Annotated in this window: 20 protein-coding genes and 1 pseudogene; 11 read left to right on the top strand and 10 right to left on the bottom strand. The window is 70.8% G+C overall.

Features of this window, described 5'->3' with window-relative positions; all coding sequences use genetic code 11:
• Positions 1 to 543 precede the first annotated feature (543 nt).
• The gene (locus tag E0504_RS47380) at positions 544 to 1,053 is read right to left on the bottom strand and encodes a DnaJ domain-containing protein (protein WP_131627780.1); all 510 of its coding nucleotides are present in this window, start codon (positions 1,051 to 1,053) and stop codon (positions 544 to 546) included.
• 430 nt (positions 1,054 to 1,483) lie between these two features.
• Between E0504_RS47380 and E0504_RS54795 the strand changes: the two are divergent.
• Positions 1,484 to 1,864: pseudogene (locus E0504_RS54795) on the top strand (hypothetical protein); the annotation flags it as partial.
• Positions 1,865 to 1,996: 132 nt separating this feature from the next.
• Positions 1,997 to 3,865, top strand: coding sequence for a serine/threonine-protein kinase (locus tag E0504_RS51725; RefSeq protein ID WP_243657966.1), 1,869 nt, complete (start codon positions 1,997 to 1,999; stop codon positions 3,863 to 3,865).
• 55 nt (positions 3,866 to 3,920) lie between these two features.
• Here the strand turns inward: E0504_RS51725 and E0504_RS47370 are convergent, their stop codons facing one another.
• Genes E0504_RS47370 through E0504_RS47350 form a run of 5 tightly spaced genes read right to left on the bottom strand, consistent with a single transcriptional unit; the run spans position 3,921 to position 8,376 of the window.
• Positions 3,921 to 4,241: a hydrogenase maturation nickel metallochaperone HypA gene (locus E0504_RS47370; RefSeq protein ID WP_071065873.1), complete on the bottom strand. Its 321-nt coding sequence runs from the start codon at positions 4,239 to 4,241 to the stop codon at positions 3,921 to 3,923.
• The gene (locus tag E0504_RS47365) at positions 4,234 to 4,791 is read right to left on the bottom strand and encodes a HyaD/HybD family hydrogenase maturation endopeptidase (RefSeq protein WP_071065874.1); all 558 of its coding nucleotides are present in this window, start codon (positions 4,789 to 4,791) and stop codon (positions 4,234 to 4,236) included. The genes E0504_RS47370 and E0504_RS47365 overlap by 8 nt, the downstream gene beginning before the upstream one ends.
• A complete protein-coding gene (locus tag E0504_RS47360) occupies positions 4,788 to 5,474 on the bottom strand; it encodes a cytochrome b/b6 domain-containing protein (protein ID WP_071065875.1) in 687 nt (228 codons plus the stop codon). The genes E0504_RS47365 and E0504_RS47360 overlap by 4 nt, the downstream gene beginning before the upstream one ends.
• Positions 5,471 to 7,192, bottom strand: a complete 1,722-nt coding sequence (locus E0504_RS47355) for a nickel-dependent hydrogenase large subunit (protein WP_131627778.1) — start codon at positions 7,190 to 7,192, stop codon at positions 5,471 to 5,473. Before E0504_RS47355 ends, E0504_RS47360 begins: the two co-directional genes overlap by 4 nt.
• Positions 7,189 to 8,376, bottom strand: coding sequence for a hydrogenase small subunit (locus E0504_RS47350; protein ID WP_112105772.1), 1,188 nt, complete (start codon positions 8,374 to 8,376; stop codon positions 7,189 to 7,191). The genes E0504_RS47355 and E0504_RS47350 overlap by 4 nt, the downstream gene beginning before the upstream one ends.
• A gap of 135 nt (positions 8,377 to 8,511) precedes the next feature.
• On the opposite strand from E0504_RS47350, the gene E0504_RS47345 reads away from it, so the two are divergent.
• The 5 genes from E0504_RS47345 to E0504_RS47325 all read left to right on the top strand — a co-directional run bounded on the left by E0504_RS47345 (position 8,512) and on the right by E0504_RS47325 (position 14,223).
• A complete protein-coding gene (locus tag E0504_RS47345) occupies positions 8,512 to 8,754 on the top strand; it encodes a HypC/HybG/HupF family hydrogenase formation chaperone (protein WP_071065878.1) in 243 nt (80 codons plus the stop codon).
• A complete protein-coding gene (gene hypD, locus E0504_RS47340) occupies positions 8,751 to 9,839 on the top strand; it encodes a hydrogenase formation protein HypD (RefSeq protein WP_020460944.1) in 1,089 nt (362 codons plus the stop codon). The genes E0504_RS47345 and hypD overlap by 4 nt, the downstream gene beginning before the upstream one ends.
• Entirely contained in the window at positions 9,836 to 10,924 is a 1,089-nt protein-coding gene (hypE, locus tag E0504_RS47335) for a hydrogenase expression/formation protein HypE (protein WP_071065879.1), read from the top strand. Before hypD ends, hypE begins: the two co-directional genes overlap by 4 nt.
• 119 nt (positions 10,925 to 11,043) lie before the next feature.
• The gene (locus tag E0504_RS47330) at positions 11,044 to 12,612 is read left to right on the top strand and encodes an acyl-CoA synthetase (RefSeq protein ID WP_112105771.1); all 1,569 of its coding nucleotides are present in this window, start codon (positions 11,044 to 11,046) and stop codon (positions 12,610 to 12,612) included.
• 27 nt (positions 12,613 to 12,639) lie between these two features.
• Positions 12,640 to 14,223, top strand: coding sequence for an ABC transporter substrate-binding protein (locus tag E0504_RS47325; RefSeq protein WP_131627776.1), 1,584 nt, complete (start codon positions 12,640 to 12,642; stop codon positions 14,221 to 14,223).
• Positions 14,224 to 14,230: 7 nt separating this feature from the next.
• Here the strand turns inward: E0504_RS47325 and E0504_RS47320 are convergent, their stop codons facing one another.
• Together E0504_RS47320 and E0504_RS47315 are read right to left on the bottom strand one after the other, a co-directional pair.
• Positions 14,231 to 15,748, bottom strand: coding sequence for an MFS transporter (locus E0504_RS47320; protein WP_112105769.1), 1,518 nt, complete (start codon positions 15,746 to 15,748; stop codon positions 14,231 to 14,233).
• Positions 15,749 to 15,978: 230 nt separating this feature from the next.
• Positions 15,979 to 16,173: a hypothetical protein gene (locus E0504_RS47315; protein ID WP_306769413.1), complete on the bottom strand. Its 195-nt coding sequence runs from the start codon at positions 16,171 to 16,173 to the stop codon at positions 15,979 to 15,981.
• A 32-nt stretch (positions 16,174 to 16,205) separates the two neighbouring features.
• On the opposite strand from E0504_RS47315, the gene E0504_RS47310 reads away from it, so the two are divergent.
• The 3 genes from E0504_RS47310 to E0504_RS47300 all read left to right on the top strand — a co-directional run bounded on the left by E0504_RS47310 (position 16,206) and on the right by E0504_RS47300 (position 18,475).
• Positions 16,206 to 16,439: a hypothetical protein gene (locus tag E0504_RS47310; RefSeq protein WP_373694017.1), complete on the top strand. Its 234-nt coding sequence runs from the start codon at positions 16,206 to 16,208 to the stop codon at positions 16,437 to 16,439.
• A gap of 115 nt (positions 16,440 to 16,554) precedes the next feature.
• A complete protein-coding gene (locus E0504_RS47305) occupies positions 16,555 to 17,892 on the top strand; it encodes a sensor histidine kinase (RefSeq protein WP_131627774.1) in 1,338 nt (445 codons plus the stop codon).
• Positions 17,795 to 18,475 carry a response regulator transcription factor gene (locus E0504_RS47300; RefSeq protein WP_112108820.1) on the top strand — a complete coding sequence of 227 codons (681 nt, stop codon included), beginning with the start codon at positions 17,795 to 17,797 and terminating at the stop codon, positions 18,473 to 18,475. Before E0504_RS47305 ends, E0504_RS47300 begins: the two co-directional genes overlap by 98 nt.
• 36 nt (positions 18,476 to 18,511) lie before the next feature.
• On the opposite strand, the gene E0504_RS47295 is transcribed toward E0504_RS47300, so the two are convergent.
• Positions 18,512 to 19,654, bottom strand: coding sequence for a thiolase family protein (locus E0504_RS47295; RefSeq protein WP_112108821.1), 1,143 nt, complete (start codon positions 19,652 to 19,654; stop codon positions 18,512 to 18,514).
• Positions 19,655 to 19,688: 34 nt separating this feature from the next.
• A complete protein-coding gene (locus E0504_RS47290; protein ID WP_071065887.1) occupies positions 19,689 to 20,105 on the bottom strand; it encodes a Zn-ribbon domain-containing OB-fold protein in 417 nt (138 codons plus the stop codon).
• An 871-nt stretch (positions 20,106 to 20,976) separates the two neighbouring features.
• On the opposite strand from E0504_RS47290, the gene htpG reads away from it, so the two are divergent.
• Positions 20,977 to 22,908 carry a molecular chaperone HtpG gene (gene htpG, locus E0504_RS47285; RefSeq protein WP_112108822.1) on the top strand — a complete coding sequence of 644 codons (1,932 nt, stop codon included), beginning with the start codon at positions 20,977 to 20,979 and terminating at the stop codon, positions 22,906 to 22,908.
• Positions 22,909 to 23,091: the final 183 nt, after the last annotated feature.

Below are 23,091 nucleotides of genomic sequence, written 5' to 3'. Positions count from 1 at the left end.
CGGTATCAGGCCGATGTCAGGCCGGCTGTCGGGTCGGTGTCGGGCGTGGGGGACGCGGCGGCTGCCGGGGAAGGTACCTGTTCGATCACTGTGATCACCGGGCCCAGGGGTGTCGTCGATCAGCGGATGCGAGCAGGCTCGCATCCGCCACCGACAGTTTTCCTCCCTGCTGGTCAGGAGCCCGCGGGTGGCCAGGGGGCCGCGGGGCCCGGGGCTGCGGGCCGGCCCGGGACACCGGCGACGCCCCCGACATCGCCGATCATGACGCCTTTTCCGATCATGGTGTTCCGCGGCACCGCACGGAACCGCAGAACACCCGAACGGCGCGCGGGCGGCGGACCGGCGTGGTCATGACCGGCTGGCGAGGAGGGCCAGGACGTCCTGGGTGGTACCCGTCGCGAGCCCCACGACGGTCACCTGGGTGACCTCGTCACCCAGGAGCCGCTGCGCCCCAGACCCGTCCCGGTGAAGGCGCTACGCGCGTACTTGGTGACGAGGATGTCGCCGGGCCGCGAGCTGGACGCCGGGTGCGGCGGGCTCCGGTCAGCGGTGGGGCGGTGGGCGGCTGACGGAGATCACCGCCGCCGGCGGGATGACCATGGCGAGGATCATCATTCCCAGCGCCGCCGGGACGGAGAACAGCCGCACCACTGTTCCCGCCAGCACGAACAACAGCAGGCACACGGCCATCGCGATGAGGTAGCGGCGCCGCTCCCGCGCGTCCGGGTGGGGAACACCGCCATCGGCCCGGCTGACGGGCCGGCTCACCCCGCCCGCGCGGCCGCCCGCGTCAGCCGGGGTGGACGGGGTGGACGGGGACGCGCCGGGCCGGGCCCTGGCCTCGGCCGACCGGGCGACTCCCAGGTCGTAGGCACGCCGGCGGGCAGGATCGCCCAGGACCCGATACGCCGCATGGACCCGCTGGAACGACCGGGGCGAACCGCCCGCATCCGGATGGGCGTGCTTGGCCGCGCGGCGGTAGGCGGCCCGGATCTCGGCGTCGGTCGCGGTGCGGACGATCCCGAGCACCTCGTACAGCGATCCCTCATCCACCGTCCACCTCGCCAGACGCAGCGGCACCCTGGGGCAGGCTCTTCCCACGGTAGACCGCCGACGTGGAGCGGTGGGATGCCGCCGATCGCTCGCCCACCGCCTCGGGTGGTGCCCGCTCCCCCGAACGGCGGTTCGGTCAGGCGAAGCTTGGTCGGCTTCGGCTCGGACCAGTCGCGGTTGGCGTTGGACCAGCAGACGAACGGCTTGTCCTTGGTACCGCCGACAATCTCGAACTTGCCGCCCTTGACGATCTTCAGCAGGACAACGCAGTCGAGCCTGGAGCCGTTTGACCAGGCCGTCCGCACTGTAGTCGGTGAACTTGTTCGTGGCGGCGATCACCGATGCCCGGGCGAAGAAGGCGTTGGCACTCTGCGCCGGTGGCGCGTCAGAGGTGGTGTTGTCATCGGAGGAGTTCGAACACACCGCGAGAATGATGCCAAGGGCGAGGACGAGAACCGATAAACGGCGCAGGCGGCCGGGTAACCGGTTCATCGGCAGGTTTTTTCCTTTGTTCTCCCGCCCGCGGGCACTTCCGACGGCGTTACCTCCGGGGTCTCCGGGCTCCGGGGCGGGGTGGCCGCGGCCGGCGGCGCCGGCAATCATCATCCAGCCGACCTGGGCAGATGCCAGACGCAGGCGCTCCTCGCCTCCACAGCCACACGGCCTCCACAGCCACACGCCGCTCACCCCGCCCACACCGGACGAATCCCTCTACGACGGATTCGTGCGGATCTTCCGGCACGCGCTGGAGCCATGGGAGCGCAGCCCGCGCATGCTGGTGGCGTACCACCGGGCCCGGCTGACGCCCAACGGAAATCCTGCCGATTCTCGAGCGCCTCATGTTCCGGCCGACAAGCGACAACCGGTCCGCCGCCATCGCCGCTCGGACCGGCCGCACGCAGACAGACGACCGCGCGGACGGCGGGTAGGGTTCTGCCCAGTTATGCGGCATGTGTCGGTGCTCCGACACTGGCAGCTTCGGGGGTGCGCGGATGGCGGTCAGCGGGGGACGCCGCTACGGGCGGCCGATCCCCGGTCCATCGGAGCGCACGTCCTGGACAGTGTCCTCGGCAGCGGCGGGATGGGCCGGGTGTACCTGGCCCACTCGCCGGACGGCCGACCCGTCGCCATAAAGATCATCCATGATCATCTGGCCCGCGACGAGCGGTACCTGGCCCGGTTCCAGCGGGAGGCCAGGATCGCGTGCAGCGTGGCGCCGTTCTGCACCGCGGAGGTCCTCGACTTCGGCGTGTTCGACGGGCGGCCCTACATCGTCACCGAGTTCCTGGACGGGCCGACGCTCGCGAGCGCGGTCGACGAGCACGGGCCGTTATCCACCACCGACCTGCACCAGCTCGCCGTCGCGATCGCCGCCGCGCTCACCTCGATCCACAGCGCCGGCCTCGTCCACCGTGACATCAAGCCCGACAACGTGCTGCTGTCGAAGACCGGGCCGCGGGTCATCGACTTCGGCGTGGCGCTGTCGCTGGAGTCCGGCTCGCTGCTGACCGGAGCCTCGGACACCGTCGGCACACCCGCCTTCATGGCACCCGAGCAGGCCATGCGGGAGACGACAACCGCGGCCGCCGACGTGTTCGCGTGGGGCGGCGTCGCCGCCTTCGCCGGGACGGGGCAGCCGCCGTTCGGGATCGCCGCCATACCGGTCGTCATGCACCGGGTCGTGTACGACGAACCGCGCCTCGATGGCCTCGATGTCCGGTTGCTCCCGCTCGTCCGCGCAGCGATGAGCAAGGACCCCGCCGACCGTCCGAGCGCCGCCGACCTGCTCGGCGAGCTGACCGGATCGACCCGCCCGGTGGCCGGCGTGCTGGCGGCCCAGTCGCTCGTGCCCGCGGCCGCCCGGGCGCGCGTACCGCTGGACAAGCCGGTCGTGCGGTCGGGCAAGCCGGTCCAGCCGCGGGCCGCGGCGCCGGTCCTGACGATTCCCGGCATCGGACCGCCTCCCGGGCCACCACCCGCGTCGGCCCTCGCGTCCTTACGGTCTCCGACCGTAGAACCGGCGGCACCGGCTACGGCGGCACCGGCTAAGACGGCACCGACGGCGGTCGGCGCCGATCCGCCGGGACCAGGACGGCGCCGCGGCGGGGCGAGCCGGCGCCGCCGCACCGCCGCCGCGGCGGCGACAGCAGCCGTGCTCGGTGTCGCGAGCGCGGCCCTGGCCGTTGTCCACCACCCGTCGGGCTCCGACCGCGCCGCGGCCCCGCCCGCCGCCGCGGCCGGGGCCTCCGCCACGGCACCAGCGGCATCCGGCGCGGCGGCCGGCGCCACCACAGCGGTGGACGTGACCCTGCAGCCCACCCCGGCCGCCACCGCGCCCGTCCCGCCCTCCCCGCAGGCCACCGGCATGGTGGTCGTCACCACGCCGGCCCCGGCGAGCACTGTCGTCCAGCCGCCCTCGGAGCAGTCCCGTGCGCAGTACTGGACAGGTGTTCTCGCCACCCTCGACCAGGCCCGGGTGGCCGCCTACGAAACCGTGGACGTCAATCTGCTCGCCCGGGTGTACACCGCGGGCAGCAGCGCGCGGGCCGACGACGAGGCCGCGATCCGGTCCATGGCCGCGATCGGCGGGCACGGGCAGGGCGGCCAGCAGGTCATCGAGGCGGTGACGGTGCTGACCGAGACCTCGTCCATCGCGGTCCTGCATTTCACGTCGCACATGACGCCGTTCGCCATCGTCAGCGCGGGCGGCGCGGTACTGAGCCGGCAGCCGGCCACCAGGTCGGTGGTGCAGGAGATCAACCTCGTCGGCACTCCGGATGGCTGGCGGGTCTCGCAGGTGACCCCGGCCTGAAGGGCAGGAGACAAGGACGCCGACGTGATCGCGACCGTCGACGAGCTCGCCGTGGTCAGGTGGTCCAGCTGACCACGGCGAGCTCGTCCGCGGCCGCCACGACGAGCCCGTTGCCGCCGCAGGAGGGGCAGGGGTCGAGCCGGGCGCCGTCGTACTCGTGCGCGCAGGTGAAGCAGCGCAGCCGGTCCGCCGCGTGCTGCCAGGAGAGGTGGGTGTTCTCGAGGCAGGTTCCGGCGGCGGCGGACTGCCACGCGGCGGTGGCCGAGGCGATGTCGACACCGGCCGCGGCGGCGAGAACCACCGTCCGCACCGGGGTTCCCTCGCTGGCCTCGGCGATGGCGCTGACCGCGGAGCGGGCGAGGCCGGCCTCATGCATGTCCGGGTACCTGCACCTTCTGTTCGGCGAGCACGGGCTCTTCGGCGAGCACGGACCATTCGGCGAGGACGGAGCGGGCCGCGTCGACCAGCGCGTCCACGCGGGCGTCGAGGAGGGGGCTCAGGCCCCAGCGTTCGGTGACGGATTCGGGCACGACGCCCACCAGGGCGACGCGCCGGGGGGCGCAGCCGGCGAGCTCGGTGGCCGCGAGCGCGTCGACGAGGCCGATGTCGTGGGCGGTGGCGCGCACGCCGTGGCCGCGGCGGACGTCCCCGTCGGGGATGACGATGACATCGCCGGGCCGCCCGTGGGCGGTGGAGACGGCGTCGAGGATGAGGACCGCGTCGCGGCCCGCCAGGTAGGGCATGAGCATCAGCCCGAGCGTCCCGCCGTCGAGGACGTCGACCCCGGGGATCGGCGGCGTGCCGAGCCGCCGGGCGGCGACCACGCCGACACCGTCGTCGCCGAGCAGCTCGTTGCCGATGCCCAGCACCAGAACGGGGGCGTCCGTCGGGGTGGTGGACGCCCGGAGGTCGGCCGGGTCCGTCACAGGTGGTCCTTCGGGAGGAACTTGTGGCCGGAGAAGATCGAGGTCAGGACGCCGGTGCCCTCCACCCGGTCGACCAGGATGGCGCTGTAGAGATGGTGGATCATGAATCCCCAGGTGAGCCACATGATCAGGTGGTGGACGAGCCGGAGCGTCGGCAGTGACACCACGTGGAGCAGCCAGCCGGTGAGCCAGGCCGCCCAGCCGGTGCCCTCCACACCCCACAGCACCAGACCGGTGACGATCTCGACCCCGAACATCGTGTAAAGCACGGTGTAGGTGAGGCCGGCGAGCGGATTGTGGCCGATGACCGGGGGTGCCTCCCGGGAGAGGAACGTGTAGAAGCGCACCGACGGAACGATCTGACCGAGCCGCTCCCGGGTGCTGGGTATCCACTCCGTCCACCGGGACCAGGGGTTGGGCGAGCGGAGGTGCCAGATGACCCGGGCCAGGACGAGCGCGATGAAGACGTACGCGGTGACCTTGTGGATGCTCCTCGTCCAGGTGACCCAGTAGACGTGGCCGCCCGGGTGGATGTCCGGGTTCCCGATGAGGTAGCCGGTGACGGACAGGGCGACGAGGTCCAGCACCAGCAGCCAGTGGATGAGGCGGACCGGAAGATCCCAGACCCGGAACCGGACGAGCTCCGCGTGCTCGGTGTGCGGGGCGGGCGCGGTCACGCTCACTGGACCCGCACCTCGATGATGTCGCGGCCCTCGGCGTCGTAGATGTGCGCCGCGCAGGCCATGCAGGGGTCGAAGGAGTGCAGGGTGCGCAGGATCTCCAGCGGCCGCTGGGGATCGGCGACGGGTGTGCCGACCAGCGCGGCCTCGTAGGCGCCGGGATTCCCCTGCGCGTCGCGGGGGCTGGCGTTCCAGGTGGTGGGCACCACGGCCTGGTAGTTGCGGATCCGGCCGTCCTCGATGACGACCCAGTGCGACAGCGACCCGCGGGGCGCCTCGTGGAAGCCGACGCCGAGCAGGGCGCCCTCCGGCCAGGATGTCGGACGCCAGCGCCCGGTGTCGGCGACGGCCAGGTCGCCGGCGGCGACGTTGTCACGCAGCCGGTTGACGAGCTCCAGGGAGTACTGCGCCATCAGCCTGGTCTCCAGGCCGCGGGCCACCACCCGGCCGAGGGTGGACATCAGTGCCTCGGGCGGCAGTCGCAGGGCGTCGAGCGCGCCCTGCACGAGCGGGCGGATACGGGCGTCCCCGGAGGTGTAGCCGACGAGCATGCGGGCCACCGGGCCGACCTCCATGGCCGCTCCCTGGTAGCGCGGCGCCTTCAGCCAGGTGTACTTCCCGGCGACGTCGAGCTGCTCGAAAGGGGGTTCGGGTCCGGTGTACTGCGGGGTCGTCTCACCCTTCCAGGGGGGCAGCGCGGCGCCGGGATCGTCGTAGCGGAACCACGAATGGGCGACGGACTCGGCGATACCGGACGGGTCGAAGGGTTCCGGTTTCACCGAGAGGTTCCCGTTCCGGATGATCCCGCCGGGGAAAAGGCCGTCCCGGGGTGGCCGGGCGATGCCCGGCGGTGACAGTGAATAGTCACCGAACACCATGTAGGAGCCCAGGCCCCGACCGTAGGTCGTCCACTCGGGATAGGCGGCGCCGATCGCCTGCAGGTCCGGCAGGAAGACCTGCTCGACGAATTCGAGGCCCCGCTGCAGGATCTGCGTCACCTCCTGCAGTGTGTTCGCGTTGATGGCGTCCTGGCTGTTGAGGTCGATCGGGGACGCCATTCCGCCGACCACGTAGGTCTGCGGGTGCGGGTTCTTTCCACCGAGCAGGGCGTGCACCCGGATGTAGTCCCGTTGGAAGTCCAGCGCGTCGAGATAGTGGCTGAACGCGATCAGGTTCAGCTCCGGGCTCAGCCGGTAGGCCGGATGCCCCCAGTAGCCGTTGGTGAACGGCCCGATCTTCCCGCTTTCCAGGAAGACCTTGAGCCGGGTCTGTACCGAGGCGAACAGGCCGGCCGTGGAACGCGGATAGTCGGAGATGGACTGCGCCAGCGCCGCGGCACGCACCGGGTCGGCCGCGAGCGCCGCGGTCGGATCGACCCAGTCCAGGGCCTGCAGGTGGTAGAAGTGGACAACATGGTCGTGCACACACAGTGACGTGGCGATCAGGTCCCGCAGCAGCCGGGCGTTCAGCGGCGGGACGGCGCCGACCGCGTCCTCCACCGCCCGCACCGAGGCCAGCGCGTGCACCGAGGTGCACACACCGCAGATCCGCTGCGCGAACAGCCAGGCGTCCCGGGGGTCCCGGCCGGTCAGGATCGTCTCGATGCCGCGCCACATCGTCGAGGACGCGTAGGCCTCGGTGACCTGACCGCCGTCCACCTGCACCTCGACCCGCAGGTGGCCCTCGATCCGCGACACCGGGTCGATGACAAGCCGACTCATCTCGCTTCGCCCGTCTCTCCGTCGCCGTGCGCCTTGTCGGCGTGTGCCTTGTCTGTGGCCGCTTCGTCGGTGGGCGCTTCGTCGTCTTCCACCAGGTCCCGCGCGGCCTGCTTCTCGCGGCGGGCGGCGACCCGGTGCTGGACGACCTTGCCGACGCCGTGCGCCGCGAAGCCGGTCGCCGTGGCTGCCAGCACGCCGACGCCGATCTTGTCGGCGGTGAGGTCGAAACCGGAGGTCGCCACGTGCGGCAGCCGGTCGTAGAAGGGCGACATGGTGTCCCAGAAGCCCGGCTCGGAGCAGCCCACGCAGCCGTGCCCGGCCGCCACCGGCCAGGACGTCCCCCCGTTGAACCGGACGCTGGGACAGTTGTGGAAGGTGCTCGGCCCCTTGCAGCCCAGCCGGTACAGGCACCAGCCGTTGCGGTGGCCCGCGTCGCCCCACTGCTCGGCGAACTCGCCGGCGTCGAAGTGGCCGCGCCGCTGGCAGGTGTCGTGGATGCGCTGCCCGTAGGCGAACAGCGGCCGGCTGAACCTGTCCCGCGCCGGGAACTCACCGAAGGTCAGGTGATGGACGATGGTGGCGGTCAGGTTGTCCGCGTTGACCGGGCAACCGGTCAGGTTCACAACCGGAACCCCGCCGACGACGTCCTCGACCCGGACCGCCCCGGTCGGGTTCGGCCCGGCCGCCGGGATTCCACCGAAGGCCGAGCAGGTGCCGACGTTGATGATGCCGGCCGCGCCACGGACCGCCTCGCGCAGGATGTCCTCGGCCGACTTGCCGCCGATCGTGCACGCCCCGGGAATTCCGGTCGGAATGGAGCCCTCGACGACGACGAGGTGCCCGCCTTTCGCCACCGCGTCGTCGCGGGCCTTCTCCGCGGCCGCGCCGGAGGCCGCCATCACCGTCTCGTGGTAGTCGAGCGAGATCATGCCCAGAATCAGGTCCGCGGCCGACGGATTACGCGAGCGCAGGAACGCCTCACTGTCACCGGCGCAGTCCTGGAATTCCAGCCAGATCACGGTGGGACGGTCGACCTTGTCCAACGCGTAGGCGACCTTGGGCGCCAACTGGGCCGGCAGGGCGAGCGTCGCGGTGACACCCGCGCAGAATCTCAGGAAAGACCGCCGGTCGACCCCCGCGTCCGCCAGCCGCGCGGACAACGGCCGGCCGGATTCGCTCGTCATGCGAGTGGACGTTAGTGCGCGCCTTGGTGCCGGACGGCAGCCTCATCGCCTCGGCCGCGGGAGTCCGTACGAGCCGATCGGACGGGCCGGACGTCCCTTGCCGCACCTGTCCACCGCCCCGGAGACTGGCCCAGCATGTGCCTCGGGATACCTGGCCGGATCGTGGCGACCGTCGACGTCGCCGGCCTGCTCATGGGCACGGTCGACTTCGACGGGCTGACCCGCGAGGTCTGCCTCGCCTACCTCCCCGACGCACGGGTCGGGGAGTACGTGATCGTCCACGTGGGGTTCGCCATCAGCATGGTCGACGAGGCCGAGGCGCACCGCACCCTGGAGATGCTCCGCTCGATGGGCACCTCCCTGGAGGCGGAGCTGTGAGATACCTCGACGAGTACCGCGACCCCGCCCTCGCGCGGCAGCTCCTCGACGAGATCCACACGACGGCCACCCGGCCCTGGACCCTGATGGAGGTCTGCGGCGGCCAGACGCACACCATCGTCCGCCAGGGCATCGACAACCTGCTGCCCGCGGGCCTGCGGATGATCCACGGGCCGGGCTGCCCGGTGTGCGTGACCCCGCTCGAACTCATCGACAAGGCCCTGGCCATCGCCGCCCGTCCCGAGGTCATCTTCACCTCCTACGGCGACATGCTGCGGGTGCCCGGAACGGGGACCGACCTGTTGGCCCTGCGCGCCCGCGGCTCCGACGTCCGCGTCGTCTACTCCCCGCTGGACGCGGTACGCCTGGCCGAACAGCACCCGGACCGCCAGGTGGTCTTCTTCGCGGTCGGCTTCGAGACGACCGCGCCGGCGAACGCCATGGCGGTACTGCGCGCCCACCAGCTCGGCCTGCCCAACTTCAGCATCCTGGTCAGCCACGTCCTCGTCCCACCGGCCATGACGGCGCTCCTCGACGCGCCCGACCGCCAGGTCCAGGGGTTCCTCGCCGCCGGCCACGTCTGCGCCGTCATGGGCTGGACGGAGTACGAACCCATCGCGCACCGTTACCAGGTACCCGTCGTCGTGACCGGCTTCGAGCCGCTCGACCTGCTCGAGGGCATCCTGATGGCCGTCCGCCAGCTCGAGGCGGGCCACGCGCGGGTGGAGAACCAGTACGCCCGCGCCGTCCACCGCGACGGCAACAGCCGGGCGCGGGAGGCCATCCGCCGCGTGTTCCGGGTGCGGGACCGCGCCTGGCGCGGCATCGGCACCATCCCGGACAGCGGCCTGGCCCTCACCGACGAGTTCGCCCGCTACGACGCCGAGACCCGCTTCGCCGTCTCCGGGCTGACCGCCCGGGAGCATCCCGCCTGCATCGCCGGCGACATCCTCACCGGCGCCCGCGAGCCGACCGACTGCACCGCCTACGGGACGGCCTGCACCCCGCGCACCCCGCTCGGCGCGCCGATGGTCTCCACCGAGGGCACCTGCGCCGCCTACCACTCCGCCGGGAGGGCGTCGTGACCACCGTTGACCCCACCTTCGCCAGCTGCGCGCTCCCCCGCGTCGAGACCGAGCGGGTCACGCTCGGGCACGGCAGCGGCGGGCAGCTGTCCGCCGAGCTGCTCCGGGACGTCCTGCTGCCCGCCCTCGGCGCGGGCTCGGCCCTGGCCGCGCGGGCGGGCCAGCCCGACGGCGGCGTCCTCGAGGATGCCGCCGTCCTCGACGTCGCCGGCGTCACCCTGGTGACCAGCACCGACGCGTTCGTCGTGAGCCCGCTGTTCTTCCCCGGCGGGGACATCGGCACGCTCGCCGTCCACGGCACCGTCAACGACCTGGCCATGATGGGCGCGACGCCGCTCGCGCTCACCGTCGCCTACATCATCGAGGAGGGCTTCCCCCTCGACGACCTGCGGCGGATCATCGCCTCCGTCGGTTCGGCCGCGGCGGCCGCCGGGGTCCCCGTCGTGACCGGTGACACCAAGGTCGTGCCCCGCGGCGCCGCCGACGGCATCTTCGTGACCACGTCCGGCATCGGACGCCGCCTGCCCGCCGCGCGCGTCTCGGCCGCCTTCGCCCGCCCCGGCGACGCGGTGCTCGTCTCCGGGCCGATCGGCGCGCACGGCACCACCGTGCTCTCGGCGCGGGAGGCCCTCGGCTTCGAGGCCGACATCGCCTCCGACACCCGCCCGCTGCACCGTCTCGTCCAGGCCATGGTGGAACGCCGCGGCGGCGACATCCACGTGATGCGCGACCCGACCCGCGGCGGGGTGGCGTCGGCGCTCAACGAGATCGCCGCGGCGTCCGGAGTCGGTGTCGAGATCGACGAGACGGCGCTGCCCGTACCGCCGCTGGTCGCCGCCGCCTGCGACCTGCTCGGTCTCGACCCGCTGCATGTCGCCAACGAGGGCTGCCTGATCGCCGTTGTCGCGCCCGAGGCCGCCGACGAGATCCTGGCCGTCATGCGTTCGCGGCCCGAAAGCCGGCACGCCACCCGCCTGGGCGACGTCGTCGCCGGTCATCCTGGTCGCGTGGTGATGCGCACGCTGCTGGGCAGCACCCGGCTCGTCGACATGCTCGTCGGCGAGCAACTCCCTCGCATCTGCTGAGCCGCGGTTCCGCGGAACCGCACAGGCCATCTATCTCCGCCGCCAAGAATCTGGTATCACCCATTGAAAGAGCTACGTTTCCCGTATAGCGAACCGTTGTTCTCTCCCTGGAGGACCAGATGTACCCACCAGACTTCGCGACGCTGACCCCTGACAAGCCCGCCGTGATCCTCGCCGGTGGCCCCCGCGGGCAGGAACGGATCCTGACCTACCGTGAGCTCGTCGAGGGCTCCAACCGGCTGGCCCGGTTACTCGTCGACTCGGGCCTGCGCCCGGGTGACCGCCTCGCGATTCTCGCCGAGAACCACCTGCGCTATTTCGAGCTGGTCTGGGCCGGCCTCAACTGCGGCCTCTACATCACCCCGGTGAACTCGCATCTCACCCCGCCCGAGGTCGCGTACCTGATCAACGACAGCGGGGCGAAGGCACTGATCAGCAGCCGGGCGCTCGCCGAGGTAGCCGAAGCCGTCGTCCCCGAGACCCCCGGGGTCGTCCGGCGCCTCATGCTCGACGGGGGCTCCGAGCACTACGAGGACCTCGACGCCGCCACCGCCGGCTTCTCCGCCGAGCCCCGGGACGACGAGATCCGCGGCACGTTCATGCTCTACAGCTCCGGGACGACCGGCCGACCGAAGGGAATCCAGTTCCCGCGGCCCGACTGGCCCGCCAGCGAGGGCGACGCCCCGCTGCTTCCCGGCGCCCGCGGGGCCTTCGGCTTCGACTCCGAAGCGGTCTACATCTCCCCCGCGCCGCTCTACCACGCAGCCCCGCTGCGGGTGTCCGCGCTGATGCACAGCGTCGGCGGCACGGTTGTCGTCCTCCCGAAGTTCGACGCCGAGGGGGCCCTGCACGCGATCGAACGGTACCGGGTGACCACCTCCCAGTGGGTCCCGACGATGTTCGTCCGGATGCTCAAGCTGCCACCCGAGGTCCGCGCCCGCTACGACCTGTCAAGCCTGCGGATCGCCGTCCACGCGGCCGCGCCGTGCCCGGTCGAGGTCAAGCGCCAGATGATCGAGTGGTGGGGCCCGATCATCTTCGAGTACTACGCCGGCTCCGAGAATGTCGGCAGCACCGGTCTGACCAGTGAGGAGTGGCTGGCGCACCCGGGATCGGTCGGCCGGGCGCAGGGCGGGGTGCTGCACATCTGCGGTGAGGATGACGCGGAGCTCCCGGCCGGCCAGGACGGGGTGGTCTACTTCGAGGCCAAGGGCGCGGGCTTCAGTTACCACAACGACCCGGACCGCACCAGGGCCGTCAGCCATCCCGCCCATCCCGGCTGGCGCACCCTGGGCGACATCGGCCACGTCGACGAGGACGGCTACCTCTACCTCAGTGACCGGAAGGACTTCACGATCATCGCGGGCGGGGTGAACATCTACCCGCGCGAGATCGAGGACGTCCTGGTGCTGCACGACGAGGTCGTGGACGTCGCCGTGTTCGGCGTGCCGCACCCCGAGCTCGGCGAGCAGGTCAAGGCCGTCGTCCAGCCGGTGCGGATGGCCGACGCCGGCGACGGGCTGGCCGCGCGGCTGCTGGAGCACTGCCGCACCAGGCTCGCGCCGTTCAAGTGGCCGCGGTCGATCGACTTCGTGCCCGAACTCCCCCGCCTGGACAACGGCAAGCTCTACAAGAAGCCGCTGCGCGACGCCTACTGGGCCGCCGAGGCCTCCACCGTCGCCCGTTAGCCGCCGGGAACCAGCGAGAGGACTGCGATGTTTCGCAGAGAGAAGTTACTCACCACCGTCATCGCCTGTTGTGTGGCGCTCACCGTGGGCGCCTGCGGCGGCGGTGACGGCTCGTCCACGACGACCGGCACCACCACCGCCACCGGGCCCACCGGCGAGCCGGTCGCCGGCGGCTCGCTGCGGGTCATGCAGCTCTCCGAGCCCCGTTCGATGGATCCGGTCACCATGACGAACGCGTGGCAGGTCAACGCGTTCGTGGGCAACGCCCTGTACGGCACGCTGATGACCAACGACGAGCACACGGGCGAAATCAGGTACGCGATGGCGGAGTCGTTCGCCACCGCCGACAAGGGCGCCGCGTTCGAGCTGAAACTTCGACCGGGCCTGACGTTCACCGACGGCACCGCGCTCGACGCCGCGGCGGTGAAGTTCAACTGGGATCGCCATCGGGATCCGGCGATGGCCTCGCCCTACCTGCCGGAGGCGTCCCTCATCGCCGCCACCGACGTCGTGGACGCCACGACCCTGAAGGTGACGATGACCGAGCCGGTGCCCAGCTTCCCGGCCGCGATGCTCACCACGTCCATGAACTGGATCGCCTCCCCCACCGCGCTGCGGAAGGGCAAGGCGTCCTTCGACGCGAAGCCGGTCGGCGCGGGGCCGTACACCCTGCGGACCTGGACCCGCCAGGACCGCATCGAGCTGGCGAAGAACCCCGGCTACTGGGACGCTCCCCGGCCCTATCTCGACAGCATCACCATCCGCACGTCGAACGACTCGAGCCAGCGGTACAACACTCTGATCAGCGGCGGCGCCGACGTGGTCATCGACACGAACGCGGACAGCGTCGCCAAGGCCGGGAAGGCCGGCTACTCGACGGACGTCACGCCGCTGAGCGGCGGCCTGTTCCTCGCGATGAACATGCGCAGGGCGCCGTTCGACGACCTGCGGGCCCGGCAGGCGATCGCCGCCGCGGTCGACCTGGACGCGCTGAACCTGGCCGTGTACAATGGCGCCGCCCAGACCGCCGACACGCTGTTCACCAAGTCCTCGCCGTTCTACTCCGACAAGCCGCTGCGGACGTACGACCGGGCGAGGGCACAGCGGCTGTTCGACGAGCTGGCCGCCGACGGCAAACCCGTCACCTTCACGTTCACCAGCTTCACCTCGTCGGAGATCAGGGACACGACCGAGAACGTCCAGGCCCAGCTCAGCTCGTACGAGAACGTCAAGGTCCAGGTGCGGGTGGTCGACTTCTCCGAGTATCCCAAGATCCAGGCGAGCAACGACTTCGACATGGTCGTCTGGTCGGCGAACTTCATCGACCCGGACCCACGGATGTGGACGGTGTTCCGCAGCGACTCCCGCGGCAACTTCCCGGGCGTCAAGGACGAGCGGATCGACGCCGCCCTGAAGGCGGGCCGCACGGGGACGACCGAACAGGAACGCAAGGCCGCGTACGCCACCCTCCAGGAGCGGCTGACCGCGCTGGTTCCCGCGGTCTTCACCGTCCGGGTGAACCCGAGCGTCATGGCCGCCAGGAACGTCGGCGGCATCACCCAGTACGGCCTCGGATCACTCCTGCCCGAGCCCCTGTGGCTCCAGCCATGACCTGACCTCAGCCGCTTGAGGTGGACGTCGCCGCGGGCTGGGTCGCCTGCGGGGACGTCCGGCGGGGTTCCGGGAGCGTGACGGCCGACGTCGACGCCGCGCGGCCGGGGATGCCGAGTGCCAGGAGGCCGGCGATCAGCGCGGCGCCGGCGCCGATCAGGTATCCGACGTGCAGGCCGGCGAGGGAGGGCACCTGGGTCGACCCGAACGGGATGGTCATGTTCGCCAGGACCACGCCGATCACCGCGCTCGCCCCCGTGGTTCCGATGGAGCGCATGAGGGTGTTGAGGCCGTTCGCCGCGGCGCCCTCGGAGGCCGGCACGGACTGCATGATCAGGGTGGGCATGGACGCGTACGCCAGTGCGACGCCGGTGCTGATCACGCAGCTGACGAGAAGGACTCCCGGCGGGCTGCCGGTGAGCCCGAGTGCGAGGCAGTAGCCACCGGCGATCACGACCGAGCCGGCGATGAGCGAGGTCCTCGGTCCGCGTGCCGTGATCAGCCTGCCGGCGATGGGCGACACGGCCATCATCACCAGCCCCACGGGGGCCATCCACAGGCCGGTGGCGAGCAGCGACTGGCCGAGCCCGTGCCCGGTGGCCTTCGGCAGCTGCAGCAGCTGGGGGTTGATCAGCGAGTTCGCGTACATCGCGAAGCCCAGCGCGACGGAAGCGATGTTCGTCAGCAGCACCGGGCGCCGGATGGTGGTGCGCAGGTCCACGAGGGGGGCCTCGGCGCGGGTCTCCCACCAGGTCCAGGCGACGAGGAGGGCGGCGGCCACCATGCCCAGGCCGAGGGTGGTGGTGCTGGTCCAGCCCCAGGTGCTTCCCTTCGACACGGCGAGCAGCAGCGCGACGAGCCCTCCGGAGAGCAGGATCGCCCCCGGCAGGTCGAACCGGCCCGTGCCGCGGACCGGCGACTCGGGAACGACCCGCCAGATCAGCACCATCAGGGCGACGACGGCGACGGCCGAGCCCCAGAACAGCACGTGCCAGTCGGTCTGCTGGGCGACCGCCGCCGCGATCGGCAGGCCCAGCGCGCTCCCGATCCCGAGCGAGGAGCTCATCAGCGCCATGGCGGGGATCAGCCGCTTCGCCGGCAGCAGGTCACGCATGATGCTGATGCCCAGCGGGATGATCGCCATGCCGAGGCCCTGCATCGACCGGCCCACCAGCAGCGGCACGAGCGAGCTGCTCAGAGCGCACACCACCGAGCCACAGGCGAGCGCGGTGCCGGCGACGAAGACCATGCGCCGCTTGCCGTAGAGGTCGCCGAGCCGCCCGTACACCGGGTTGGCGACGGACGCGGTGAGCAGCGTGGCCGTGATCGCCCACGAGGCGTTCGCCGAGCTGGTGTGCAGCAGCGATGGCAGCGTCGGCAGCAGCGGCACCATCAACGTCTGCATCATCGCGACGACGACGCCTATCCCACCCAGGACGGCGATGATCGCGTTGACGTGCGACTCGTCGCCCACGCGACGGGTCGCGACCAGGGCGGAGCCGCCGCTGTCGTCACTGGAGGTCATGCCCCCTCCTCAACTTCTTTGTACTATACATACATATGTATCATGCATACCTCCCGAATGTCAGTGCACGACGGAGCGGAACCGGTCACACTTGCCGCGCCTCGGAGCGGTCGGGCCATGCCGGCCTGTCAGGGCTACTCGATGCCCAGGTATTTCTGGTAGATCTCGTCCGCACCGATGCCAAGGGTTGACTGTGCGTGGGGGCTCGACAACCGGACGCGGGCGTCAGGTCAGGCGCGGCCGTTCTCCACCGGGGGGCAGTGCCGGGTCGGGGTCTCCGTCGCCGGGAGGACGAGATCCCTGGCGGTCGCGGTCAGCGACAGGCCCTCGGCGTCGGTGGACGCCTTGACGATGGTCAGGTCGAACGGCAGGCCGCCGACGGGAATCGGAATCGGGGGAAGCAGGTCACCCAGGCCGCCGGGCACCGGAATTCGGCCTCCACCAGACCGGACCCATCATGAGCATGATGCCGATCTTCATGGTCGGCATCGTCTTCGGCCTGGCCACCGCCGTCCTCGCCCTTCTCGGGGAGAAGGCGTGGTGGATCCCACGCCACCTCGACCGGGTCCTGCCCCACATCGACGTCGAGGGCGAGACGCTGAGCCGGCCAGCCGGCGTGGCACCGGCCGTTGCGGCACCGGCCACCGGTCGCGAGGACCCCGTCGCCCTGGAATCCACGTCCGTGCGTTGAGCACGCCCCGTCCGAGGGCCGCCGGCACCCGGCAGGCGGCACTGCGGCCCGCGGACGGGGCCCGTACCGTGGGCACCACGGCCCAGCAACGGCCCAGCATCGGACGGGAACCGCTATGACGATCACCAGCCGGTGGCGGCGCCTCCGGGACCATCACCGCACAAGCACCGTGGTGATCGCGCTTCTGGCCTTCGCGGCCGCCGGCCCCGCCAGCAGACTCAACCCGCAGCATGTCGCCCACGACAGCTCCCCATACCCCGCGGTCCTGCTCGCCGCCGTCACCTGCACGGCCCTGCTCTGGAACGAGCGCCACCCCCGCGCGACCGCCGTGGTGGCCATCGCCTGCACCGTGGTCCTGGCCGGCCTGGGCTACCTGCTCACCTCGCTGATGATCGCTCCCGCGATGGCGGCGGTCTACTTCCTGGCCGCGCGCACCGACCGCAGGACCACCCTGAGCTTCCTGCTCCCCGGCTGCGCGGCGGTGGTCGCGACGGCGCTGGTCGCCGACCCCAAGGGCTATCCCCTGGAGCTCAAGACCATCGGCCCGACCGCCTGGCTGCTGATGGCCGCGTCACTCGGCGGCGCGCGGCGGATCAAACAGGACTACCTGGACGCCGTCCACGCCCGCGCGGAACACGCCGAACGCACCCGGGAGGCCGAGGCACGCCGCCGGGTCGCCGACGAACGCACCCGCATCGCCCGCGAACTCCACGATGTCGTCGCCCACCACATCACCCTCGCCCACGCCCAGGCCGGCACCGCCGCACACCTCGTCCGCACCAACCCCGACCAGGCGGAACCGATCCTCGCCAGTCTCACCGCCACCACCTCCTCCGCACTGCGCGACCTCAAGGCCACCGTCGGTCTCCTGCGGCAGAGCGACGACCCGGACGCGCCGCTGGAACCAGCCCCCTCGCTCGCCCAGCTCCCCCAGCTCGCCGACACGTTCGCCGCGACCGGGCTCACGGTCACGATCACCACCCGTGGCGAACCGTCCCCGCTCTCCCCCGGCGTCGATCTCACGGCCTATCGGATCGCGCAGGAGGCCCTCACCAACGTGGCGAAACACGCCAGGACCGACAACGCCTGTGTCGACATCACCTACGCCCCGCACAGCGTCACCCTGATGATCATAAATGGCGGCGGGGAGAACGCGGGCCCGGTCGGCCGCGGCGCGCGTCCCGGCGCCGGGACGTCGATCCCGGCCTCGGACAGCGGGTTCGGCCTGATCGGCATGCGGGAACGCGCGCTGTCCGTCGGCGGGCATCTCGAGGCCGGTCATCATCCCGAGGTCGGCTTCCACGTCACCGCCGTCCTGCCCCTGCACCCCAGAACTCCCACGAAAACGGAAGCCGATGACCATCCGAGTGCTCCTCGCCGACGACCAGACCCTCCTGCGGTCGACCTTCCGGATTCTGATCGACTCCTGCAGCGACATGGAGGTCGTCGGTGAGGCCGCGGACGGGCACGAGGCCGTCGCGGCGACCCGGGAGCACCGCCCGGACGTCGTGGTCATGGACATCCGCATGCCCGGCACCGACGGGCTCGCCGCCACCGCCGCCATCTGCGGCGACGAGACGCTGGCGGCCACCCGTGTCCTGATCCTCACGACCTTCGAGATCGACGAGTACGTGGCCCAGGCGCTCCGCGTCGGCGCGAGCGGCTTCCTCGGCAAGGACGTCGGAACGGACGAGCTGCTCTCCGCGATCCGCACCGTCGCCGGCGGCGACGCCCTTCTCTCGCCGGCGGCCACCCGCGTTCTCATCAGCCGTTTCCTCGCCGCCCCGGAGCCCGCGGCCACCGCCACGGCCAATCCCGTGGCGCTCGCCGCGCTCACCGCTCGCGAACGCGAGGTCATGGCGCTGGTAGCCGAAGGCCACTCGAACCACGAAATCGCCGACCGGCTCGTCATCAGCCCACTGACCGCCCGCACGCACGTCCACCGGGCCATGGCGAAGCTCAACGCCCGCGACCGGGCGCAGCTGGTCGTCATCGCCTACCAGTCCGGCCTGCTGCAAACCGCACGACCGGACTGAGCAGGCGTTTCAGGAACGCCTGCTCAGTCGGTGAGCTCAGACGGTGAGGACGGTGGCCGCGGCCGTGCCGGGGGCGCCGTAGACCTGGGCGAACCCGACGCGCGGGTTGCCGGCGACCTGACGGTCACCCGCCTGACCACGCAGCTGGCGAACCAGCTCGTGCACCTGGCGGAGCCCGGACGCGCCGATCGGCTCGCCGTTGGCGATGAGACCGCCGTCGGTGTTGACCGGCAGCGAGCCGCTGATCTCGGTCGCGCCCTCGGCGATCAGCTTCTCCTGCTCACCGTCGGCGCAGAAGCCGCACTCGGCCATGTGGATGATCTCCGCGCCGGCGTCGGTGTCCTGGAGCTGGATCACGTCGACGTCCCCCGGGCCGACGCCGGCGGCCTCGAAGGCGGCGCGGGCGGCGTAGACGGTCGGCGCGACGTCCTCGTCGACCGGCGCGAAGGTGCTGTGCACCTCGTAGGCGCCGAAACGGCGGGTGCGGATCTCCGTGGCGCGCAGGTAGATCGGCTGCGAGGTGAACCGGTGCGCGATGTCGGCGCGGCACATGATGGCGGCGGCGGCACCCTCGTCCGGCGAGCAGAACATGTAGTGCGTCAGCGGATAGTTGAGCATGGGCGAGCCGAGGATCTCCTCCTCGCTCAGCGCCTTACGCCGGAACGCGTTCGGGTTGATCACACCGTTGCGGTAGTTCTTGGCCGCCACCTTCGCCAGCGTCCGCTGCGAGATGCCGTGCTCGTGCAGGTAGCGGTTGGCCTTGATCCCGAAGAACTGCGTGGTGACGTACTGGCCGTTCTCGGCGTACCACGCCGGCAGGCCGAGCATCGACGGATGGGCGGTGAACGCGCCGCGCGGGTGCTTGTCCAGGCCCACGGCGATGCCGATGTCGTACTTGCCGAGCCGGATCGTGTCGGCGCACAGCTGGATGGCGCTGGCTGCGGTCGCGCAGGCGTTGAACACGTCGGTGAACGGGATGCCCGTCAGCCCGACGAGCCTCGTCACCGCGTCCGGGTTGGCGATCTCCAGGCTGCCGCCGACACCGAACTGGATGTCCTTCCAGCCGACCCCGGCGTCCTTCAGCGCCAGCTGGATGGCGTCCGCGCCGAGCTCCATGGCCGACTTCTCGAAGCGACCGAAGGGATGCAGGCCCACGCCGATGATGGCGACGTCGTTCATCTCGATGGTTCCTCTCTGGCTCGTGCGGCGTGGGTCAGGCTGGCGCGAAGGCGAACGTGATCACTTCGTCGCCGTCGGCGTCGGTGTAGAACGGCACCATCGTCAGCTCGACGTCCATGCCGAACTTCAGCTTCTCCGGGTCGGACTCCGTGAGCCGGCCCTCGACGCGGATCACGTCGTCGAGCTGGACCAGCCCGACGCCGAACGGCTTGAAGGTCTCGGCCGTCTCCCCACCGGCGTAGGGCAGCTTCGGGACGAAGCCCTGCGTCGTCCACGCGATGAGGGTGCCGCGGCGGGGCAGCAGCTCGTCACTCATCTTGTCGCCGCTGCACCGGGGGCAGAGGGCCTGAGTGGGGAACGTCGTGGCGCTGCAGTCGCCGCAGCGGCTACCGATGAGCTGTGGCTGCTCGTCGGGCCAGGTTGAGATCTCGGGCGCGAGCGCCTTCTGCATCCTTTTGCTCCTTCTTGCCGGCCGACGGCCTGTTCGTCCTGGGGAGTATCCATCATGGCCGGGAGCCGGCGCCTCGCGAACGACGGCCGGGCGTGCTCCGGGGCCGGCCGGCCCGGGGCGCCACGCTCCGGCTTGATCCGCGCACGCGGCCGCCAGGCTCGATCAGCACCGCTGCGCCAGCACCATCAGTGCAGCTGCGCCGATGTGATCCGCTGCCGGGCACGCCCTCCGCAGCCGCTGGCCGGGACGTCGTCCGCGCCTACCAGCGACCCGGGACGTCGCAGCCCGGGACATCCTCGTTCACCGCCGCGCGGTCGCTGTAAGCCAGATTTGTTCGCCTGTATCTGGAGTTACTTCTGCGCCAGACCATCCAGAGCACTGAATTCTGCCGAGAGGTCGATTACCATTGCATTCACAGGCGATTCCGGGAAATCGAGGATTGGTCAGCGGCGACCGTGTGGGCGTCGTAATCCCGACGCAGGATGTGCGCAGCCCCGCCGCCGGCGGTCCAGGTTGTTCGACCCCGGCTCCTTCGCCCCGCCCCCGCCTCCGCGGGCGGCCCGGTGCCGGTCGGCCGACCGGATCGACGGCCTCGACATCGTCGCCTTCTGCCCCGACAGGACCCAGATACGCGGGGCGCCGGCGCTCAGGCCGCCGCGCGGATCGTCGGCCTGACCCGCGCCCTCGTGTCCTACCGGACGCCGGCCGCAGGTCGGCGTCCGTAGTCGAGATGGTACTCAGCCTCGGCCAGTGGCTCCGGCGGGTTCCGGTGCGCCTGATGCTCGACCGAGCGGATGCCGTGCGGGCACCGAACGGGTGCTGCGCGTCGGTATCCTGTTCCGCGAACTGTTCGTGTCCGCATGGAGGTCCCGTGAGCAATCGGATCGAGACGCTTGAATTTCAGGCCGAGGCCCGTCAGCTTCTGCAGCTGATGGTCCATTCGATCTACTCCGACAAAGATATCTTCCTGCGCGAGCTGATCTCCAACGCGTCCGACGCCCTCGACAAGCTGCGCATCGCCTCACTTGTCGACAAGGACCTTTCGGCTGACACGTCCGACCTGCACATCGCCCTCGAGGTCGACCGGGAGCAGCGCACCCTCACCGTGCGCGACAACGGCATCGGCATGTCCCGCGACGACGTCGTCCAGCTCATCGGCACCATTGCCAGGTCGGGAACGGCCGAGATGCTCCGGAAGGCGAAGGAGTCGAAGGACGCCGCCGCGTCGCTGGACCTCATCGGCCAGTTCGGTGTCGGTTTCTACTCGACCTTCATGGTGGCGGACAAGGTCACGCTGCTGACGCGCCGGGCCGGCGAGAGCGGTGGCACGCGCTGGGAGTCGGGCGGCGAGGGCACGTACGTCATCGAGGATGTCGACGACGCGCCGCAGGGCACCGCCGTCACCCTGCATCTCAAGCCGGAGGACAGCGAGGACCACCTCTTCGACTACACCGCCGAACGGAAGATCCGGGAGATCGTCAAGCGGTACTCCGACTTCATCGCGTGGCCCATCCGAATGGCTACCGAGAACCCGGACCAGGCAGCGAGCACGGACGAAGACGGCACGGTCACGACCGACATCCAGACGCTCAACTCGATGAAGGCGTTGTGGGCGCGCCCGCCCGCCGAGGTCGACCACGCCGAGTACAACGAGCTGTACCGCCACCTCAGCCATGACTGGACCGACCCGCTCGAGACCATCCACATGAAGGGTGAAGGCCTCTTCGAGTACGAGGCGCTGCTCTTCATCCCGTCCCACGCGCCGTTCGACCTGTTCGCGCAGGACGGCAAGCGTGGCGTCCAGCTGTACGTGAAGCGCGTGTTCATCATGGACGACTGCCAGGCGCTCATGCCGAACTTCCTGCGGTTTGTCAAGGGTGTCGTCGACGCGCACGACCTGTCGCTGAACATCTCCCGCGAGATCCTCCAGCAGGACCGCCAGATCCAGCTGGTTCGCCGCCGGCTGGTGAAAAAGGTGCTTTCGACGGTCCGCGGCCTGCAGACGGACGACGCCGAGCGCTACCGGACCTTCTGGAAGGAGTTCGGGCCCGTCGTCAAGGAGGGGCTGCTGGACGACGTCGACAACCAGGAGGCGATCCTGGAGATCGTCTCCTGCGCCTCGACGCGCGACCCGGAGCAGACGACGACCCTGCGGGAGTACGTCGACCGGATGAAGGACGGCCAGGACGACATCTACTACATGACCGGCGACTCCCGGTTGATGATCGAGAAGTCGCCACACATGGAGGCCTTCCTCGCCAGGGGGTACGAGGTGCTCCTCCTGACGGACCCGGTCGACGAGGTGTGGGTCGAGCGGGTGGCGCGGTTCGACGGCAAGCCGCTGCGGTCGATCGCCAAGGGCCAGGTCGATCTCGGCACGGCGGACGAGAAGGAGAGCACCGAGCCCGAACGGGAGCAGCAGCGGAAGGACTTCGCCGAGTTGCTCTCCTGGCTGACCCGAACCCTGCACGAGCAGGTGAAGGAGGTCCGCCTCTCCTCCCGCCTCACCACGTCGCCGGCCTGCATCGTGGGAGACACCCACGACATCACGCCGACCCTGGAGAAGATGTACCGCTCCATGGGGCAGAACGTGCCGCACTCCAAGCGCATCCTGGAGCTCAATCCGACGCATCCACTGGTGGAGGGGCTACGGAAGGCCCACGAGCAGGACGCGAGCTCCGACGTTCTCAGCGAGACGGCGGAGTTGCTGTACGGGATGGCGCTGCTGGCCGAGGGCGGGGAGCTCGCCGACCCGTCCCGCTTCACCCGCATTCTCGCCGATCGGCTCGCGAACACCCTGTAGGGGGCGTGCATCCGAAACCACGGTGAAGCTCCGCGGGCCCAGGCTCGCGCAGCCGACCTCGGATGACCGGCTTGCTTCGTCCGGTACGAGTCAGCGTGCAGGTCCGGACCCGCGGCGACGGCGACCGCCGTCGCCGCGGACGCCCGCCTGCGCAGCGGTCGACTACTGACGATTAATGTGTGG

The organism is Parafrankia sp. BMG5.11, assembly GCF_004337455.1.
This window is presented reverse-complemented; position numbering and strand designations above follow the sequence as displayed.

What these genes read in the sequence shown, in the direction of transcription:
- E0504_RS51725 (WP_243657966.1), top strand. Translation starts at nt 1,997, where the DNA reads ATGCGGCATGTGTCGGTGCTCCGACACTGGCAGCTTCGGGGGTGCGCG.
- E0504_RS47370 (WP_071065873.1), bottom strand. Translation starts at nt 4,241, where the DNA reads ATGCATGAGGCCGGCCTCGCCCGCTCCGCGGTCAGCGCCATCGCCGAG.
- E0504_RS47355 (WP_131627778.1), bottom strand. Translation starts at nt 7,192, where the DNA reads ATGAGTCGGCTTGTCATCGACCCGGTGTCGCGGATCGAGGGCCACCTG.
- E0504_RS47350 (WP_112105772.1), bottom strand. Translation starts at nt 8,376, where the DNA reads ATGACGAGCGAATCCGGCCGGCCGTTGTCCGCGCGGCTGGCGGACGCG.
- E0504_RS47345 (WP_071065878.1), top strand. Translation starts at nt 8,512, where the DNA reads ATGTGCCTCGGGATACCTGGCCGGATCGTGGCGACCGTCGACGTCGCC.
- E0504_RS47330 (WP_112105771.1), top strand. Translation starts at nt 11,044, where the DNA reads ATGTACCCACCAGACTTCGCGACGCTGACCCCTGACAAGCCCGCCGTG.
- E0504_RS47325 (WP_131627776.1), top strand. Translation starts at nt 12,640, where the DNA reads ATGTTTCGCAGAGAGAAGTTACTCACCACCGTCATCGCCTGTTGTGTG.
- E0504_RS47320 (WP_112105769.1), bottom strand. Translation starts at nt 15,748, where the DNA reads ATGACCTCCAGTGACGACAGCGGCGGCTCCGCCCTGGTCGCGACCCGT.
- E0504_RS47310 (WP_373694017.1), top strand. Translation starts at nt 16,206, where the DNA reads ATGAGCATGATGCCGATCTTCATGGTCGGCATCGTCTTCGGCCTGGCC.
- E0504_RS47305 (WP_131627774.1), top strand. Translation starts at nt 16,555, where the DNA reads ATGACGATCACCAGCCGGTGGCGGCGCCTCCGGGACCATCACCGCACA.
- E0504_RS47300 (WP_112108820.1), top strand. Translation starts at nt 17,795, where the DNA reads ATGACCATCCGAGTGCTCCTCGCCGACGACCAGACCCTCCTGCGGTCG.
- E0504_RS47295 (WP_112108821.1), bottom strand. Translation starts at nt 19,654, where the DNA reads ATGAACGACGTCGCCATCATCGGCGTGGGCCTGCATCCCTTCGGTCGC.
- E0504_RS47290 (WP_071065887.1), bottom strand. Translation starts at nt 20,105, where the DNA reads ATGCAGAAGGCGCTCGCGCCCGAGATCTCAACCTGGCCCGACGAGCAG.